Source organism: Streptomyces sp. NPDC060366 (genome assembly GCF_042725135.1).
GTDB lineage: Bacteria > Actinomycetota > Actinomycetes > Streptomycetales > Streptomycetaceae > Streptomyces.
In genome coordinates, this window is the sequence record NZ_JBHXDC010000015.1 from 155,942 (window position 1) to 171,815 (window position 15,874).

Sequence of the window (15,874 nt, forward strand, 5' to 3'; positions counted from 1 at the left end):
CGACGAGCTTCCGTCGCAGCACCGGGGTCCGTAGGGGGACCCCTCGCATGCGTGCGATCGCCTACACCGTACGGTTGAACGTCGGCGGAAGGCCGCGTAAATACATGAGGGAGAGCGTCCGGATGCCGCAGATCGTCCATGCGCGCACCGCCCACCGGCCCCGCTGGTGGGCCGAACTGCTGCTCCTGGTGGTGGTCTACGGGGCGTACTCGGCCGGCAGACTGCTGGCGCGCGGTGACGTGTCGACCGCGGTGGACCACGGCCTGGCGATCCTGCGAATAGAGAAGGCGTTCTTCCTGAACGCCGAACATCCGCTCAACAGACTCTTCACCAGTACGCCGGCCCTCGGCATACCCGCCGACTTCGCGTACGCCTCCCTGCACTATCTCGTCACGCCCGCCGTGCTGATCTGGCTCTTCCGCCGCCGCCCCGCGCGGTACCGCGCCGCCCGGACCTGGCTGATGCTCTCCACACTGCTCGGCCTGATCGGCTTCACCCTGCTCCCGACCTGCCCGCCGCGGCTGCTGGACGCGTCGTACGGTTTCGTCGACACGATGGCTCAGTACAGCTCGTACGGCTGGTGGGGCGCCGAGGCGAGCGCGCCGCGCGGACTGGGCGGAATGACCAACCAGTACGCCGCGATGCCGAGTCTGCACGTCGGCTGGGCGCTGTGGTGCGGGGTGCTGCTGTGGCGGCACGGCAGGACGCCGCTGATGCGGGTCCTCGGCATCGTCTATCCCCTGCTGACCGTGATCGTGGTCATGGGGACGGCGAACCACTACTTCCTCGACGCGGTCGCCGGCGGCCTCGTGATGGGGGCGGGCGCGCTGCTGACGGCGCCGGCGCTGCGGGCCGCCGACCGGGCCTGGACGCGCGCGGCCGACCGGTACGCGTTCGTGGGAAGGCTCACGCGGCTGCCGGTCGTGGCGGGAACGGGATCGGTGCCCGGGCAGCGGCGTCAGTCCGTCGCGGTCGCGAAGTCCACGGTCGTGACGTCAGCGGTCGTGACTTCCACGGTGGCGAAGTCCCCGGCAGCGAGCTCCCCAGGCAAGGCCTCGGTGGCCAAGTCCCCGGTCAAACCTCCGAATGTCAGTGACGGATGCGAGACTTCCGCGGGTGAGCGATTCCCCGGGCAGCGCACCCGCACCAACAGCAGCACCGGCACCCCCGGCAGTAGCGGAGCCGCGACCGACGACGCTCCGGCAAAGACTCGCTGAGCTGCGCGGACCGGACGTCGCGCCGCATCCGCTGGACGCCCGCGCGCTGGCCGCCCTCGCCGCCAATCCCGGCTGCGGACGCCGTGCGCTGCTGGACGGCGCCGGGGTCGACAAGACGGCGCTCGCCGCGGCGCTCGGCTCCCCCGCGCCGTTCGGACAGTCGCAGTTCGCCTTCATGCGCGGCAACGCGTTCGAGGCGCGCGTCAAGGCGGACGGCGGCACGGAGTTGATGCGGCTGCTGCACGAGCGCATGGGCGCGGGGTCGCCCGCGCCCGTGCCCGGTGAGGTGCGGGTCCCCGCCCTGTCGGCGGCCGGTCCCGAGGGGCGCGCGGCGCGTACGGCGCTGGCGCTGCGCGAGGCGACCGGCGCCGCCGCGGAGTCCGCCGCGTGGACGCTGCTCGTGCACCCGCTGCTCGCGCTGGAGGTGGCGGGCTCGCCCGCCTATCTGGAGCCGGACGCCGTCGTGGTGCATCCGGACGGCAGGTGGACGGTCGTGGAGATCAAGTCCTTCCCCATGATCGACAGTTCGGCCGACGCGTCGAAGGTGGGCGCCGCAGCGCGGCAGGCCGCCGTGTACGTGCTGGCGCTGGAGCGGGTCGCCGACCGGTTGACCGGCGCCCGGGTGGACCACTCGGTGCTGCTGGTCTGCCCCAGGGACTTCTCCAACCTGCCGACCGCGTCGGTCGTCGACGTACGCAAGCAGCGGTCGGTGACCCGGCGGCAGCTGACCCGGCTGACCCGCATCGAGGACATCGCGGCGACCCTGCCGGAAGGCACCAGCTTCGATCTGGAGCGGTGTTCGCCCGCCGAGCTGACGGCGGCGGTCGACGCGGTGACGGCGGCGTACGCGCCCGAGTGTCTGGCGGCCTGCGAGCTGGCCTTCCACTGCCGGGGCCGGGCGCGCTCGGCGGGGGCCGTGGAGGCGCTGGGACGGGGCGTACGGGGCGAGTTGGGGGGCCTGACGACGGTCGGCGCCGTCCTGGCGGCGGCGCGCGGCGAGACGGCGCCCGAGGCCGCCGACGACGATCCGACGGTGGTGGCGCTGCGGCGGGCCGCCGCGCTGCGCGCCGAGGCGCTGGAGTCCGTCCCGGAAGGCGCGGTCGCCGGATGTCGCTGATCAACACACTGGCCCGGCTGGAGGCGGTGGAGAGCGGTCGCGCGCAGCCGCTGGCCACCGTGTGCCACCGCCGGCTGTCGGCGCGCCCGCTCGTGTTCGTCCCGCTCACGACGGCCGGTGAGGCCGGTGCCCCGCTGGGCGCGCTCGTGGGTACGGACCGTGATTCGCCCCGGCTGCTGACCGTGGCGCAGCCGCGCGACCGCGATCTGCGCTTCGCGTTCCTCGCCGATCTGGCGGAGGTGCTGCTGCCTCATCTGGACGCGTACGCGGACGACGTGGAGCCGGCCGAGCGGAACGAGACCGACCCGGAGACGGGCAAGCGCGTCAAGGTCGCGGTCGATCTGTGCGTGGACGCGCCGCAGTTGATCGTGCCGAACCGGCCGGGTGTGGACTTCGTACGGCTGCTGGGGCGCTCGATGCGGTTCCGGCGTACGGCGGATCAGGACCCGGACACGCCGTATCCGGCGCCCGCGCGCGTGCCGCTGCTGGGCCGCTGGCTGACGCACTACGGGGAGCGGGCGCGGGTGCCGGGGTCGTCGCTGCTGCTGGCGGCGACCGATCTGCTGAACAGGCACTGGGCGACGGGGCAGTCCAACCTGGAGGACCAGCATCTGGGGGCGCTGCTGGCCTGGATCGACCCGCCGCAGGACGGCGGTTCGGGCCGGGACGCCGCGCTCCGTGCGGAGACGGCACGGGACGGCCGTGGCCAGTTGCTCTGCCCGCCGGCGGGTCCGGCGACGGACCCGGCGTTCGACAACAGGCTGCTGGCTCCGGCGATCGACGAGTACGACCGGGCGCGGCAGTCGCTCGGGGCCGCGGAGGACGGGCCGGGCGCGGACGAGCAGTTGGGGCGGCTGACCAGGGCCGAGCGGGAGATCCGGGCGCTGCTGGAGAGCCAGGCGCGGCCGACGTGGGACGCGGTGTGGCGTGGGCTCGACCTGCTGCGGGAGCTGCCGGAGGGGGCGCGGGTCGCCGACCGCTGGACGCGCGACCGCTGGTCGTTCACCGGTCACCGTGACCGGGTGCGCTCCGGCGAGCCGCCGCAGCCCCGGCACGACGACGCGGTGACGGCGGCGCAGAAGCTCGCCTCGCGGGAGACGGCGCAGGGGCAGTTGGAGGCGCAGGAGGCGCTGGACGACCCGCTGGTGCTGGCCGGGCGCAGGCTGTCGGGGGAGGCGTTCATCGGCGAGGTCACGGACGTGGTGATGGCCTACAGCGAGGGCAAGCGTCCCGGCCCGCGCCCGCTGATCACGCTGTACTGCGAGGACAGTCCGCAGCTCGGCGAGCGCACGAAGGTCTACCGGTCGCTCGACGGCAAGCCGCAGTCGGCCGAGTTCGTCGGCTGGGACCCGGCCGGGGACGGCACGCTGGTGGTGCGGCTGACGGACCGGATGGGCCGTGGCAAGGAGCCGGCCGAGGGGTCGCTCCCTCAGAAGGGCGACCGGATCGCCTGGACCTTGTTCGAGCACGACCAGCGGGGCGGGCCGAAGCTGCCTTCCACGGAGGAGACGCCGTGGACGCACGGGGGTCCGCCGGGCGTGGAGGGGGCGGGTGCGGGCGCCGTCACGGCTGCGGTCGCGGTCGTCGCCCCGGACACCGCAGCCGATGGCGCCGGTGAGGCGCCACCGCCGCTGCCGCTCCCTGATCCGGTGACCGAGGAGGACTTCCTGTGACCGCCGCCATCGCATCCGACCGGGCCGGCTTCGATCCCGGAGCCGAGGCCACGCGGGCCACCGACGCGATCCTGTACGACACGTTGCACGGCGCGTACCGGGGTGTGGTCGTCGACTCGCCGCCCGGCGCGGGCAAGTCGACGCTGGTGGTGCGCGCCGCGCTCGAACTGGCCTCGGCGGGGAGGCCGTTGATGGTCGTCGCGCAGACCAACGCCCAGGTCGACGATCTGGTCACGCGCCTCGCCGAGAAGGCACCCGGCCTGCCGGTGGGCCGGCTGCACAGCAACGACCCGGATCCCTACGACCCGTCGCTCAACGAGCTGCCGTCCGTACGGAAGTCGGCGAAGGCGGGTGATCTGGCGGGCCTCGACGTGGTCGTGTCGACGGCGGCGAAGTGGGCGCATGTGCAGGGCGTCGAGCCGTGGCGGCACGCGATCGTGGACGAGGCGTACCAGATGCGTTCGGACGCGCTGCTCGCCGTGGCCGGCCTCTTCGAACGGGCGCTGTTCGTTGGCGATCCGGGCCAGTTGGACCCGTTCAGCGTGGTCGGAGCGGAGCAGTGGGCGGGGCTGAGTTACGACCCGTCGGCGAGCGCGGTCGCCACTCTCCTCGCGCACAATCCCGAACTGCCGCAGCACCGGCTCCCGGTGTCGTGGCGGCTGCCCGCGTCGGCCGCGCCGCTGGTGTCGGACGCGTTCTACCCGTACACGCCGTTCCGCAGCGGTACGGGCCCGGCGGACCGGCGCCTGACCTTCGCCGTGCCCTCCGACGGCTCGGGCCCGGACCGGGTGGTGGACGAGGCGGCGGAGTCCGGCTGGGGTCTGCTGGAGCTGCCCGCGCGGCGTACGCCCCGTACGGACCCCGAGGCCGTACGGGCGGTGGCCCTGGTCGTCCGCCGGCTGCTGGACCGGGGCGGCGCGACGGTCGGCGAGCGCGGCCCGGACGCGGCGCCGCTGACGGCCGACCGTGTGGCGGTCGGCACGGCGCATCGCGACCAGGCGGCGGCGATCCGCGCGGCTCTCGCGGAGCTGGGTGTGACGGGTGTGGCCGTGGACACGGCGAACCGGCTCCAGGGCCGTGAGTTCGACGTCACGGTCGTCCTGCACCCGCTCTCGGGCCGCCCGGACGCGACGGCGTTCCATCTGGAGACGGGCCGCCTGTGCGTGCTCACCTCGCGGCACCGCCACGCGTGCATCGTGGTCTGCCGCGCGGGCGTCCCGGAACTGCTCGACGAACACCCGTCGACGGAGCCGGTGCAACTGGGCGTGACGATCAAGTTCCCCGACGGCTGGGAGGCGAACCACGCGGTGCTCTCCCACCTCTCGGAACACCGTGTGCCCTGGCAGCCATGAGCCCGGGCGGAGTCCGGCACGCCGCCGGAGGCGGCCCAGGGGCACGGTCGTGAGGCCCCCTTGCGCGGGGCGGGACAATGGACGGTGGCCGAAAGGGCACGCACGACATGACACACGCCCCCACCAGGAGCAGCAGGAGGAACACATGGCGGAATCCGAGTCGAGTCAGCGACGGCTGCGGCCCGCTCCGCTGCTGTTCGAGCCCTCCGAGGCGGCCTCCGATCCGGAGCACTTCTTCGACCTGGAGTCGATCGACGACCCCGGCGCGCTGCTGGACCGGGCCACCGAGCTGACGCTGGCCTTCCGGGCGGCGACCGACCGGGCCGTGGAGTTCCAGGCCGTCGCCGCCGCGCAGCTCGCCGATCCCCGGCGGTTCGACCGGCTGACGCCCGCCGACATCGCCGAGCGGGCCGAGTGGACCGAGGACTACGCGAAGAAGATGGTGGAGTTCGGGCGCGATCTGCTGCGCAACGGGCGTACGCCCGGGGAGTGAGCGGACCCCTCCGCGACGCGCCCGCCCGTCTGGCATATGCCGGGCCGCAGGTTACGCCCTCCCGCCCCACCCTGTCCCGATTTCACGCAACTCCCCGGAACGGGACAGTTACTCCAGGTAGACCTGGTCGTCATGAGCGCATGGCTGCGAGATGAATCCCCTCTGAGCCCGGGTGCCTGCGACGACGAGCGCCGGACCGACGTCTTCACCTACCTCCGCGAGGAAGGGCGCCACCACACCGCGCAGGTCACCGCCGCCGGCGCCGGATGGCTCGCCTCCGCGGGGCCGTACCCCCGCTCCACGCTCTCCCTCTGGGAGGCCAGGCCGACGGCCCCCGGCGTGCTGCCCTGCGGCGTCCTCTTCGACGTGGTGAACGTGCCCGCCGTCTTCGGCAGGCGCATGCTCGACCGGCTGTGGTCCGACGGGCCGGGCTCCGGGCCCGTCGCCACGCACCGGGGCCGGATGATGCTGTTCGCGGCCCCCGGCACCGCCCAACGGCTGCCCTCGCTGCTGTCCTGGGAGGAGTGGGGCCGCTCGGCCCCCGAAGGCGCGCCGCCGACCGTTCCGCCGCTGCTCTGCCACGGCTCCGGCGACGCGGTGACCGTGCCTTCGCTGGTCCCCGCCGTCGGACCGGCGCCGCGCTGGGTGGTGGCCCCCGACACCCGTCATCCGTGGCTGCCGGGGCCCGACGTCCTGCTGTGGGCCTGCGTACGGGCGAGCCGTCCCACCCTGCGGACCGCGGTCGCCCGCCCCCGGAAGGGCTCGGTGACCAGCCTGCCGGGTACCCGCCCCTGAGCAGCGCTCCAGCGCCTTCCGGGGCCTGTCATATCGATTTTTCTTCGCACCGATCCTGGTGCTAAGGTCTACGACGTCAGCAGGCGCCGCTAGCTCAGTTGGTTAGAGCAGCTGACTCTTAATCAGCGGGTCCGGGGTTCGAGTCCCTGGCGGCGCACAGACGGGAAAAGCCCCTCGCGAGAGCGAGGGGCTTTTTCGTGTCCTCCCTCGAAACCCCGTCTCGTCGGGCCCCCTCACACCCCCGTCGTCACCTTGACCGTCCAGGCTCCCGTCCGCGTACGGTCGGCCACCTCCACCTTCGTCCCCTCCCCCGGCACCGTGAACGTCTCCCCGACCCCCAGCGGCGCGTCAGCCAGCGGCGGGTAGACCGACTGGTCCCAGCAGGCCTCGCTGTCCGGGTGGGTGTCCACCACCTCGATGGGGCCGCCGCCCGACTCCGTCTCCCCCCGCACCCGGTAGATCAGCACGCCCTCGGTGCAGGTGGTGGCGTCGTTGCCGGTCGACCCGCGTGCCTCGATCGCCAGGGCCGAGTGCTCGCCCGTCCTGACCACCGCGAGCCGGGTCCCGGCATCCGCGCCGACCGGGGGCGCGGCGTCCAGCGGCTCCAGGGTGAGCATGCTGCTGCCGGTGGGCTTCACACAGCTCACCTGCCGCCCGCCGAGCCAGCCCAGCTTCCACTTGTGCCAGCCGAACAGGTCCGGGGACAGGCCGAATTGACTGCCCATCACGTCCCAGTCGCCGACATGGGTGTCCCAGTCGCCCTTGCCGTCGGTGGGCCGGTGGTAGAGGTCGGGCAGGTCGAAGACGTGCCCGGTCTCGTGGGCGAGCACGTTGCGGTCCGGCGGATGCCGTTCGAAGACGGTGACGACGCGCTTGATGTCCGTACCGTCCGCGGTCAGGGGGTGATCGAAGTTGACCACTTTCGTCGCGTCGGAATCCACGCCGGGCGCGTCCGGGTCCGCGACCAGGTAGACGACGTCGTACCGCGAGAAGTCGATCACCGGATCGGCGACGGCCAGCGCGTCCCGCAGATACGCCGTGCGCATCTCCGGCGCCCAGTCGCGCTGTATGGCGTAGTCGGTGGACGCGCGCGGCATGTCGATCCACTGGAGCCGGGGATGCGGGTGCAGCGCGAACTTCCCGTACGAGGCCCGCTCGAAGAATCTGCTGGTCGCGGGGAAGTGGTCGGCCACCAGATCGGCGGGCTCGATCCGGGGGGCCGCGTCCGGGAAGGACAGGAAGACCATGACCGCGTCCAGGGTCCTGGCCGGGCGTGGATAGGAGGCGTTCCACGTATCGAGGCCGAGCGAGTGGTGCGCGGTGGTACGCGGGAGGGCGCAGGGTCCGGCGGGGTCGGCGACGGCGGGGCCGGCCACCAGTGAGGTGGCGGCGACCGCGACGAGGGAGGTGAAGGCCGCAGCCGTGCTGCGCAGGCGCGGCCGGTCCACTCCCCCGGGTGTCAGGCGACGCTCCACGTGGACCTCCGGCTGCGGAATGCGGGACAGCTCACCCACTTTCCGTCCTTTTGGTGCGGTACGCCCTGTTCCGCTGGCCCAGTTGGGTGAGCGGACCGACACCCCCGGCGGATCACGGAAAGTCACAATCGATCAGGTCGCAAACAGGTCACGCCACAGACGCGCAGAAACGATCGTCCACCGATCGGCGTCGACATCGCGCTCCCCGGTTCACCACCGGGGAGCTGGAACGGCCGACCGGCCTACCTCTATGATCGGCAGACTTTCCTGCACCGATCATCGCGAATCACACCCCTGTACGACACCACTGCACTGCGGGAGCGAGCCGTGAGCGGAACCTCCGAAAGGCCCCAGCCCGCGGCAGTCGCGGCGCCCCACTCCGCCACGCCGCCAGTCACGGAGTGTCACGCTCTGGCCATACAGGACGACCTCCGCCACGCACGCGGCGAACGGCGGCCCGCCGCCCTCGCGGAGCCCGGCCTCGCAGGGCCCGTTCCCCCCGAACCCGAGGCGCGCGACCACGGGGAGCAACACGACCACAAGGACCACCGCGACTACCGGGCGGCCTTCAACGCGGCCCAGCTCCCCATGGCCGTCGTCGACCGGCGCGGAACCGTCGTCGCCGCCAACGACGCCCTCGCCGAACTGGTCGGCACCGAGCGCGACTCGCTGCACGACCGGGCCGCCGCCGACCTGGTCGACCTCGCGTCCGACGACCGGACCTGGCACGCGTACCAGGAAGTGCTGCGCGGCCGTCGCTCCCGCTTCCGCTGCACCCGCCGCCTCAAGCACCCCGACGGCCGCGCGCTCTGGGCGGAGGTCACCGTCGCGCCCCTGCCCGACGGCGGCAGCGTCCTGCTCTCCCTGACGGACATCAGCGAGCGGCGCGAGCTCCAGGCCCGGCTCCGCCATCTCCAGATGCACGACCCGGTGACCCGGCTGCCCAACCGCACGCTGTTCTTCGAGCGGCTCTCGACCGCGCTCGAATCGTCGTACGACCATGGCAGAACGGGGCGGATCGGTCTCTGCTACCTGGATCTCGACGGTTTCAAGGCCGTCAACGACACGCTCGGGCACCGCGTCGGCGACCGGCTGCTCGCCGCCGTCGGGGCCCGGCTGACCGAGTGCGCCGACAACGACGGCCACAGCCGCGGCGGCCACCACCTCGTCGCGCGGCTCGGCGGAGACGAGTTCGCGATCCTGGTCGAGGACTCGGCCGGTACGGAACAGCTCGCCGATCTCGCCCGCGCCGTGCTCGCCGCGCTCCAGCTCCCGTTCGACCTCGCCGGGCAGCGGCTCTCCGTCTCGGCGTCCATCGGCGTCGTCGAACGGGCCGCCGAGGGCACCACCCCCACCGGTCTGATGCAGGTCGCCGACACGACGCTCTACTGGGCGAAGGCGGACGGCAAGGCCCGCTGGACCCTCTTCGACCCCGAGCGCAACGCCCACCGGATGACCCGCCAGGCGCTGTCGTCCACGCTGCGCCCGGCGGTCGAGCGCGAGGAGTTCGTGCTCCAGTACCAGCCGCTGGTGGGGATGGCCGACGGAGTCGTACGGGGCGTGGAGGCACTGGTGCGCTGGAACCACCCGCAGTTCGGCATCCTGGCGCCGAACCGCTTCATCGGCATCGCCGAGGAGGACGGATCGATCGTTCAGCTCGGCCGCTGGGTGCTGCGTACGGCCTGTCTCCAGGCCCGTCAGTGGCAGCGCGACCACCCGGCGGACCGGCCGCTGTTCGTGAGTGTCAACGTCGCCGTACGGCAGGTCTGGGACTCCGACCTGGTGGCCGACGTGGCCGCGATCCTCGCCGAGACGGGTCTGGCGCCGCGTCTGCTGCAACTGGAGCTGACCGAGTCCGCGGTGATGGGCTCGGCCGGCCGGCCGCTACAGGCGCTCCAGGCGCTGAGCGACATGGGCGTGCGCATCGCCATCGACGACTTCGGGACCGGCTACTCGAACCTCGCGTATCTGAGCCGGCTGCCCGTCTCCGTACTGAAGCTGGACGGCTCCTTCGTCCGGGGCTTCCGTTACGACGAGGGCGTCCACCCCAACCCGGCGGACGAGACGATCGTCGAGACGCTGGTCCATCTCGCCCACCGGCTGGGCCTGACGGTCACGGCGGAGTGCGTCGAGACGGCGGGCCAAGCGGCGCGACTGCGCCGGATCGGGTGCGACACCGGGCAGGGCTGGCTGTACTCGCGGGCGGTGGGCCCGGAGCGGATCGCGGAGATGATCGGGGTCAGCCCGCTGAAGGTCTGACCCCGCTCCCTGATCCGGCCTGATCCAAACGACCGGCCCCAGCGCCTGTCCGGCGGATCTTCGAGGGCCCGGGACACCTGGCAGGACCTAGAGCGCGTCGGGGAGGCCGTACGCGTCGGCGATCAGGCCGTAGCTGCGCAGGCGCGCGTCGGCGCCGTGGGCGTTGGCGGTGAGCATCAGCTCGTCGGCGCCCGTGCGCTTCTGGAGGTCGTCGAGACCGGCGCGGACGGCGTCCGGGGTGCCGTGCACGATGTTCGTCAGCCAGCCGTCGACGAAGTCGCGCTCCTGCGGGCTGAAGCTGTACGCCTCCGCCTCCTCGGGCGTCGGGACGAGTCCGGGGCGCCCGGTGCGCAGGCGCAGCATCGACAGCGCGCCCGTCAGGACCTGGCGGCGGGCCTCGTTCTCGTCCTCGGCGGCGAGGGCGGCGACGCCGATCACCGCGTACGGGGCGTCGAGCACGGCAGAGGGCCGGAAGGACTCGCGGTAGAGGTCCAGCGCGGGAATCGTGTTCTGCGCCGAGAAGTGGTGCGCGAAGGCGAACGGCAGCCCGAGCGTGGCGGCGAGCCGGGCGCTGAACCCGGAGGAGCCGAGGAGCCAGAGCGGCGGCCGGGCGGCGGGGCCCTGGACGGGTCCGGGGACGGCGTGGATCCGCGCGTACGGGTGCCCGTCCGGGAAGTCGTCGTCCAGGAAGCGGGTGAGTTCGGCGAGCTGCTGCGGGAAGTCGTCGGCGCCTTCGTTCAGCCGGTCGGTACGGCGCAGCGCGGCGGCCGTGGCCCCGTCGGTGCCGGGCGCCCGGCCGAGCCCGAGGTCGACCCGCCCGGGGGCGAGGGCCTCCAGGGTGCCGAACTGCTCGGCGATGACGAGCGGCGCGTGGTTGGGCAGCATGACGCCGCCCGAACCGAGCCGGATGCGCTCGGTGTGGGCGGCGAGGTGGGCCAGGATCACGGCGGGCGACGAGGAGGCGACACCGGGCATCGAGTGGTGCTCGGCGACCCAGTGGCGGTGGTAGCCCCTGCGCTCGCCGAGCTTGGCGATCTCGACGCTGGTCCGCAGTGAATGCCGGGCGGTGCTCCCGCTGCCGACGGTGACCAGATCCAGCACGGACAGCGGCACGGGCGCGCTGCCCAGCGCCGTACCTCGAATTGCGTCAACCACCGGTGCGGGCCCTTCTGGTGCGGGAAGTACGTACAGCCCGCACCAACAGGAGGACGGCTCCGTTTTATTCCCGGACCGGGCCGGGAGCCTGGTCGCGGCCCGGACCGGGCCGGGAACCTAGTCGCGGCTCGCGAACAGCGTTCCCAGCTTCGGGGCCCACGCGTGGCGTTCCACCAGGCGCAGCCCTTCCCAGACCGTCACCTGGTTCGCGGTGAGGACCGGTTTGCCCAGGGTCGCCTCCAGCTCCGGGAGGTACGCCGCGGTGTGCAGCGCCGTGTCCGGGAGGAGGACCACCTCCGCGTCCGGGTGGTCGCCCTCGCGGGCCAGGGCGAGTACTTCGTCCCGGCCCCAGGTGCCGACCTCGGCCGCCGTGATGATGCCGCTGCCGCGTGTGGAGACCACCTCGATGCCCGCCGCCTTGAGGAAGGCGGCGAAGTAGCCCGCGACGTCCTCCGGATAGGTCGCGGCGACCGCGACCTTCCGCGCGCCCAGCGCCTGGACGGCGTGCGCGAAGGCGAAGGAGGTGCTGGAGGCCGGCAGTCCCGCCTCCAACGCCAGTTGCCGTGCCTGTTCGTGGGCACCGTCCCAGCCGTACACGAAGCTGCCGCTCGTGCACGCCCAGACCACGGACTCGGCCCCCGCCATCCGCAGCTCCTCGACACCGTCCGCCAGCCGCCGCGCCGAGCCCATTTCCAGGAGCGCGTCGACCCGGTGGGCGTCCTCACCGATGTCGGTGTGGACGAGGGGCAGTCTGATGTCGCTGTCGAAGAGCATCTCCAGACGGGGGTAGTCGTCCTCGGCGGAGTGGCCGGGGTAGAGAAGTCCGACGGTCGTCATGTCCACCCTTCCTGTTCCTCGGTCGGAGCGTCCGGCTGGGAGGGCTGCGCCCACTCGCCGGGCTGGACCGGCTGGATGTCCTGCAGGTGCTGGACCGGTTCCATCCGCTCCATCTCCGCGATGCCGGGGATGTCACCGATCCCGGACATCTCCGGGAAGTGGTGGACCTCGGGCATCTCAGGGATTTCTCCCATCCCCTCCAGCGTAGGCACGTGGCGCGCCGGGGGCGGGTTGATCAGCAGGCCCTGGTACGGACCGACCGCGTGCGCGCCGATTCTGCGCAGGGCCGCCCACATCGTGACCTGGTTCGCCGACAGCACCGGCATCCTCAGCTCGGCCTCCAACTGCGGGATCGCGTCGTACGTCGGCAGGTTCGTACAGCTGATGAACAGCGCGTCGGCCGCACCGACGACGGCCTGCCGCGCCATGTCCACGACCGACCGGTACGGCACCTTCCAGATGTGCCGGGTCAGCCCCAGAAAGGCGCGACCCGTGACGGTTACCCCGGCCTCCGCCAGGTACTCCTCCAGCGACTCGGTGACCGACTCCGTATAGGGAGTGACCAGCGCGATCCGTTTCGCGCCCAGCTCCTCGAGCGCCTCCAGCAGCGCGCCCGACGTGGTGAGCGAGGGCACCTCGCCCGCTCTGTTCATCGCCTCGCACATCGCCCGCTCGCCGACGACACCGCCGACGAAGCTGCCCGATGTGCAGGCGTACGCGATCACCTCCGGCTCTGACGCGCCAAGGGCCATCACCGCCTCTCCGAGGGTCTCGTGCTCACTCACGATCCTGGCAAGGTCCAGCGACACCTCGACGGGGACGTAAGGCGTCCTCGTCAGGCGCAGCGAGATCTCGTCGGGCATCCAACGCCAGAGTTCACGATCAAGAGCAAAGTCGAATGGGGCGACCACGCCGACACCACGCTGCGGCTGTGGTCCGCCCAGAAAGGAGACATCCATCGCACGGCCCCCTTTGGCTGTTGTTGACGACGGTAGGAGCTGAATGCGAGCGTGGTCAATGAGCACAGGAAATACGTTGCACCGAATTTTCCTGGAGGAAATCCCCGACCCGATCGGAAGGGCTCTCCCGATGACCGAACCGACCCTTCTCGTCCTGGGTGCCGACCCGCCGCCGCGCCTCGGCCGGCTGACCGGTCGGGCGCACGTCCGGTACGCCGACGAGTCCTCGCTCGCCGCTCAACTCCCGCTGGCCGACGTCCTGTTGGCGTGGGACTTCACATCGGACGCGATCCGGCTGGCCTGGCCGGGCGACGGTCCGCGGCCCGGCTGGGTCCACACGGCGAGCGCCGGCGTGGACCGGCTGCTCTGCCCCGAACTGATCAACTCCGAAACTGTCGTCACGAACGCCCGCGGCATCTTCGAGGAGCCCATTGCCGAATATGTGGCAAGTCTTGTCCTTGCCATGGCCAAGGACCTGCCCGGAACTCTCGAACTGCAGCGACAGCGGCGCTGGCGCCACCGCGAGGGGCTACGGGTGGCCGAGAGCCGCGCGACCGTGGTCGGCGCGGGCCCGATCGGCCGGGCGATCGCCGAGACTTTGAGGGCGCTGGGCGTGACGGTGGCGGTCACCGGGCGCACGGCGCGCCCGGGGATCCACGGCGCCGACCAGTTGGACCGCCTCCTCACCCGCTCCGACTGGGTGATCTGCGCGGCGCCGCTCACGGAGAGCACGCGCGGCATGTTCGACTCCCGTCTCTTCGGTCTGATGCAGCCCTCGGCGCACTTCATCAACGTGGGGCGCGGCCAGCTCGTCGACGAGAAGGCGCTGGCGGACGCCGTGGCCAAGCGCTGGATCGCGGGCGCCGCACTGGATGTCTTCGAGGCGGAGCCGCTCGATCCGGAGAGCCGGCTGTGGGACGTGCCGGGCCTGATCGTGTCGCCCCACATGAGCGGTGACACCGTCGGCTGGCGCGACCGACTGGGCGAGCAGTTCGTCGGGCTTTACGACATCTGGGCGTCCGGAGAGCCACTGCCTAACGTGGTGGACAAGAAACGTGGGTACGTCCCCATGCATGACTGAGTCCATGTTCCTCACCGATCTCACCGCACGACAGCTGCTGGCCGGCTACGAGAAGGGCGACTTCTCACCGGTCGACGCGGCGCGCGCCGCGCTGGAACGGATCGAGGCGGTCGAACCGCTCGTCAACGCCTTCGTCCGGGTCGACGCCGACGAGGCGCTCGCCGCCGCGGAGGCCTCCGCCGGCCGGTGGCACAGAAAGGAACCGCAGGGGCGGCTCGACGGTGTCCCGGTCTCCGTGAAGGACATCTTCCTCCAGCGCGGCGGGCCGACCCTGCGCGGTTCACGGACGGTCGACCCGGCGGGCCCCTGGCCGGACGACGCGCCGGCGGTGGCGCGGCTGCGCGAGCACGGCGCGGTCCTCATCGGCAAGACGACGACGCCGGAGTTCGGCTGGAAGGGCGTGACGGACTCACCGCTGAACGGGATCACGCGCAACCCGTACGACCTGTCCCGGACAGCCGGCGGGTCCAGCGGCGGCAGCGCGGCGGCGGTCGCCCTCGGCGCCGGTCCCCTGTCGATCGGGACCGACGGGGGCGGTTCGGTCCGGATCCCGGCGTCCTTCTGCGGCATCTTCGGGCTCAAGCCCACCTACGGGCGGATCCCGCTGTTCCCGTCCAGCCCCTTCGGCACGCTGGCGCACGCCGGTCCGATGGCGCGCGACGCCGCCGACGCGGCGCTACTGCTCGACGTGATCAGCGGCGCCGACTGGCGCGACTGGTCGCAGCTCGCCCCGGCACCGGGTGTCACCGCCACGCTGTCCGAGGGGGTCGCGGGGCTGCGGATCGCGTACTCGCCGTCGTTCGGCGGCCAGGTCGCGGTGCGGGCGTCCGTCGCGGCGGCCGTACGGCGCGGGGTGGGGCGGCTCGCCGAGCTGGGCGCGTACATCGAGGAGGCCGACCCGGACATCTCGGATCCGGTGGAGGCGTTCCACACGCTGTGGTTCTCGGGTGCGGCGCGGGTGACGCAGTCGCTCGGCGAGGAGCAGCGCGAGCTGCTCGATCCGGGGCTCCGGGAGGTCGTGGCGGAGGGCGCGCGGGCGAGCGCGCTGGACTATCTGGCGGCCGTGGACGCGCGGATGGAGCTGGGGCGGCGGCTCGGCCGGTTCCACGAGACGTACGACCTGCTGGTGACGCCGACGCTGCCGATCGCGGCCTTCGAGGCGGGCGTGGAGACTCCGAAGGGCTCGGGGCACCGCCGCTGGACCGGCTGGACCCCGTTCACGTACCCGTTCAACCTGACCCAGCAGCCGGCGGCGACGGTGCCGTGCGGGGTGGACGAGGACGGGCTGCCGATCGGTCTCCAGCTGATCGGCGCGCGCCACGCGGACGCCCTGGTGATGCGGGCGGCCCACGCGCTGTACGAGTCGGGCGCGACGTCCCTCCCGGCCCCGACCGGCGCGTAGCCCCTCCCGGCCCGCGGGACACGCTGTCCTCAAGCGCCGGACGGGCTGCGAATGCAGCC

12 protein-coding genes, 1 tRNA gene and 1 pseudogene are annotated in these 15,874 nt (G+C 72.5%); 10 read left to right on the forward strand and 4 right to left on the reverse strand.

The window, feature by feature from the left end:
* Nucleotides 1-122: 122 nt before the first annotated feature.
* The 7 genes and pseudogenes from ACFWHU_RS29720 to ACFWHU_RS29750 all read left to right on the forward strand — a co-directional run bounded on the left by ACFWHU_RS29720 (nt 123) and on the right by ACFWHU_RS29750 (nt 6,804).
* Nucleotides 123-1,217, forward strand: coding sequence for a phosphatase PAP2 family protein (locus ACFWHU_RS29720; protein WP_387228551.1), 1,095 nt, complete (start codon nt 123-125; stop codon nt 1,215-1,217).
* Nucleotides 1,117-2,334, forward strand: a complete 1,218-nt coding sequence (locus ACFWHU_RS29725; RefSeq protein ID WP_387228553.1) for a hypothetical protein — start codon at nt 1,117-1,119, stop codon at nt 2,332-2,334. Before ACFWHU_RS29720 ends, ACFWHU_RS29725 begins: the two co-directional genes overlap by 101 nt.
* Entirely contained in the window at nt 2,325-4,007 is a 1,683-nt protein-coding gene (locus tag ACFWHU_RS29730) for a hypothetical protein (RefSeq protein WP_387228555.1), read from the forward strand. The genes ACFWHU_RS29725 and ACFWHU_RS29730 overlap by 10 nt, the downstream gene beginning before the upstream one ends.
* Nucleotides 4,004-5,359, forward strand: a complete 1,356-nt coding sequence (locus ACFWHU_RS29735) for an AAA domain-containing protein (protein ID WP_385797405.1) — start codon at nt 4,004-4,006, stop codon at nt 5,357-5,359. The genes ACFWHU_RS29730 and ACFWHU_RS29735 overlap by 4 nt, the downstream gene beginning before the upstream one ends.
* Before the next feature lie 145 nt (nt 5,360-5,504).
* On the forward strand, nt 5,505-5,852 hold the full coding sequence (locus ACFWHU_RS29740) for a hypothetical protein (protein WP_385797404.1): 348 nt from the start codon (nt 5,505-5,507) through the stop codon (nt 5,850-5,852).
* Nucleotides 5,853-5,984: 132 nt separating this feature from the next.
* Nucleotides 5,985-6,740 (forward strand): annotated as a pseudogene (locus ACFWHU_RS29745) (hypothetical protein).
* A tRNA-Lys gene (locus tag ACFWHU_RS29750) sits at nt 6,731-6,804 on the forward strand. Before ACFWHU_RS29745 ends, ACFWHU_RS29750 begins: the two are co-directional and overlap by 10 nt.
* A gap of 76 nt (nt 6,805-6,880) precedes the next feature.
* On the opposite strand, the gene ACFWHU_RS29755 is transcribed toward ACFWHU_RS29750, so the two are convergent.
* Nucleotides 6,881-8,152, reverse strand: coding sequence for a M6 family metalloprotease domain-containing protein (locus tag ACFWHU_RS29755; protein ID WP_385797677.1), 1,272 nt, complete (start codon nt 8,150-8,152; stop codon nt 6,881-6,883).
* A 297-nt stretch (nt 8,153-8,449) separates the two neighbouring features.
* Here ACFWHU_RS29755 and ACFWHU_RS29760 point away from each other — a divergent pair, with 297 nt between their 5' ends.
* Entirely contained in the window at nt 8,450-10,381 is a 1,932-nt protein-coding gene (locus ACFWHU_RS29760) for a putative bifunctional diguanylate cyclase/phosphodiesterase (protein WP_385797401.1), read from the forward strand.
* Nucleotides 10,382-10,468: 87 nt separating this feature from the next.
* Here the strand turns inward: ACFWHU_RS29760 and ACFWHU_RS29765 are convergent, their stop codons facing one another.
* From ACFWHU_RS29765 to ACFWHU_RS29775, 3 genes are all read right to left on the reverse strand, one after another.
* Nucleotides 10,469-11,536, reverse strand: coding sequence for an LLM class flavin-dependent oxidoreductase (locus ACFWHU_RS29765; protein WP_387228558.1), 1,068 nt, complete (start codon nt 11,534-11,536; stop codon nt 10,469-10,471).
* Between the two features lie 117 nt (nt 11,537-11,653).
* On the reverse strand, nt 11,654-12,373 hold the full coding sequence (locus ACFWHU_RS29770; RefSeq protein WP_387228560.1) for a decarboxylase: 720 nt from the start codon (nt 12,371-12,373) through the stop codon (nt 11,654-11,656).
* The gene (locus ACFWHU_RS29775; RefSeq protein ID WP_385797394.1) at nt 12,370-13,332 is read right to left on the reverse strand and encodes a decarboxylase; all 963 of its coding nucleotides are present in this window, start codon (nt 13,330-13,332) and stop codon (nt 12,370-12,372) included. The genes ACFWHU_RS29770 and ACFWHU_RS29775 overlap by 4 nt, the downstream gene beginning before the upstream one ends.
* A 130-nt stretch (nt 13,333-13,462) precedes the next feature.
* On the opposite strand from ACFWHU_RS29775, the gene ACFWHU_RS29780 reads away from it, so the two are divergent.
* The gene (locus ACFWHU_RS29780; protein ID WP_385797392.1) at nt 13,463-14,413 is read left to right on the forward strand and encodes a D-2-hydroxyacid dehydrogenase; all 951 of its coding nucleotides are present in this window, start codon (nt 13,463-13,465) and stop codon (nt 14,411-14,413) included.
* A complete protein-coding gene (locus ACFWHU_RS29785; RefSeq protein ID WP_385797390.1) occupies nt 14,406-15,815 on the forward strand; it encodes an amidase in 1,410 nt (469 codons plus the stop codon). The genes ACFWHU_RS29780 and ACFWHU_RS29785 overlap by 8 nt, the downstream gene beginning before the upstream one ends.
* Nucleotides 15,816-15,874 lie beyond the last annotated feature (59 nt).

Bases quoted from the DNA above. Each gene is read 5' to 3' on its own strand.
- ACFWHU_RS29720 (WP_387228551.1), top strand. From the start codon at position 123: ATGCCGCAGATCGTCCATGCGCGCACCGCCCACCGGCCCCGCTGGTGG.
- ACFWHU_RS29730 (WP_387228555.1), top strand. From the start codon at position 2,325: ATGTCGCTGATCAACACACTGGCCCGGCTGGAGGCGGTGGAGAGCGGT.
- ACFWHU_RS29740 (WP_385797404.1), top strand. From the start codon at position 5,505: ATGGCGGAATCCGAGTCGAGTCAGCGACGGCTGCGGCCCGCTCCGCTG.
- ACFWHU_RS29770 (WP_387228560.1), bottom strand. From the start codon at position 12,373: ATGACGACCGTCGGACTTCTCTACCCCGGCCACTCCGCCGAGGACGAC.
- ACFWHU_RS29775 (WP_385797394.1), bottom strand. From the start codon at position 13,332: ATGGATGTCTCCTTTCTGGGCGGACCACAGCCGCAGCGTGGTGTCGGC.
- ACFWHU_RS29780 (WP_385797392.1), top strand. From the start codon at position 13,463: ATGACCGAACCGACCCTTCTCGTCCTGGGTGCCGACCCGCCGCCGCGC.
- ACFWHU_RS29785 (WP_385797390.1), top strand. From the start codon at position 14,406: ATGACTGAGTCCATGTTCCTCACCGATCTCACCGCACGACAGCTGCTG.